Here is a 1,523-nt window from a genome sequence, read left to right as displayed (position 1 = left end):
GAGGTGAGATATGAAAGTTGGAATTTTAGGAACAGGATCTTATGTACCTGAAAAGATAATGACAAACGATGATTTGGGAAAGATTGTGGATACAAATGATGAGTGGATAACAGTTAGAACCGGTATCAGGGAAAGAAGAATTATAGATGAGAATGAAGGAACATCAGATTTAGCATTTAGGGCTGCACAAAAAGCAATTGAGGATGCAGGAATTGATAAAAATGAAATTGACTTAATTATTGTTGCAACTATGACATCTGATTATGGAACTCCATCAACTGCCGCACTTGTTCAGGATAAATTGGGAATAAATGCAGCAGCATTTGACTTGAGTGCAGCTTGTACGGGGTTTGTTTACGCTTACTCTGCTGGACATAGTTTTGTTAAAGCTGGGATTTATAAGAAAGTATTGGTTATTGGAGCAGAAGCAATGTCAAGAGTAGTTGACTGGACTGACAGGGGAACTTGTATTCTATTTGGAGATGGTGCAGGAGCTGTTGTACTTGGAGAAGTAGAAACTGGAGGATACTTAGCGAGTCATCTTGTAGCTGACGGTTCTGGAGCATGTGAATTATTAGTGCCTGCAGGAGGTACTAAAGAGCCTGTATCTAAAGAAAAGATTGATAATAAGGATATTTATCTGAAAATGAATGGAAGAGAAATTTTTAAATTTGCAGTAAGGGTTTTCCCAGAAACTGTAGAAGATGTATTGACTCAGGCTGGAATAACTGCTGATGATGTTGATTTATTTATTCCACATCAGGCAAATATCAGAATTATTGAGTCAATTGCAAAAAGATTTAAGCAACCACTTGATAAATTTTTTGTAAATTTGGATAAATATGGAAATACTTCGGCTGGATCAATTCCGATAGCACTTGATGAAGCGATAAAGGAAGGAAAGCTTAAGAAGGGTGATAAGTTTGTTGCTACTGGATTTGGTGGTGGACTGACTTATGGTTCGATTTTGGTAGAAATTTCAAAATAGTTGTAAAATAACTAGAAATCAAGTTTTTTATAGAAAATTAGAATAATACGAAAAGATAAATTTGAAAAATAGATTGATGTGATTTTATGAACTTTTTTAAAATGAATAAAAATAAAAAATTATAGGAGGAAAATTATGAATTCAAAAATATTTTGGGGATTGGTAATAATTGTTTTAAGTTTGTTTAAATTTATACCTGAGGATATTATGAAATATATTGTAAACTATCAGGTTGTAATGATTCTTGTGGGAGGTTATTTTCTTATTAAGAAGAAAAAACATGGTTGGATTTTCTTGATTGTAGGAATATATTTATATGTTACTCAATATGTATGGGAAGACTTGCCATTATTTATAGTTCCATTAATTTTAGGGCTAGTTGTCTTTGGGCTTGGTGTAAAAGAAATTACTGATAAAAATAAACTAACTAAATTTAGCAGCAAAGATGTTAAAGAATCAAAAAATGAAGAAATAGTGGATGCAGAAGAAGTGAAAAAATAAATACAATGAATATTTATTTAAAATCACTTGAATT

The 1,523-nt window shown here is 32.0% G+C and carries 2 protein-coding genes; both read left to right on the top strand.

The features are described 5' to 3' along the window. The first annotated feature begins 10 nt into the window (after window positions 1–10). Window positions 11–988, top strand: coding sequence for a beta-ketoacyl-ACP synthase III (locus Q0370_RS00435; protein WP_299570578.1), 978 nt, complete (start codon window positions 11–13; stop codon window positions 986–988). A 135-nt stretch (window positions 989–1,123) separates the two neighbouring features. After that, window positions 1,124–1,489: a hypothetical protein gene (locus tag Q0370_RS00430; RefSeq protein ID WP_299570576.1), complete on the top strand. Its 366-nt coding sequence runs from the start codon at window positions 1,124–1,126 to the stop codon at window positions 1,487–1,489. Window positions 1,490–1,523 lie beyond the last annotated feature (34 nt).

Origin of the sequence: uncultured Leptotrichia sp. (assembly GCF_938036635.1) — a bacterium.
Classification (GTDB): Bacteria; Fusobacteriota; Fusobacteriia; order Fusobacteriales; family Leptotrichiaceae; genus Leptotrichia; species Leptotrichia hongkongensis.
The sequence above is the reverse complement of the archived record's forward strand: the minus strand, read 5'-3'. Positions and strand labels throughout refer to the sequence as shown.

Excerpts from the sequence above, each read along its gene's own strand:
- Q0370_RS00430 (WP_299570576.1), top strand. The coding sequence starts at position 1,124 with ATGAATTCAAAAATATTTTGGGGATTGGTAATAATTGTTTTAAGTTTG.
- Q0370_RS00435 (WP_299570578.1), top strand. The coding sequence starts at position 11 with ATGAAAGTTGGAATTTTAGGAACAGGATCTTATGTACCTGAAAAGATA.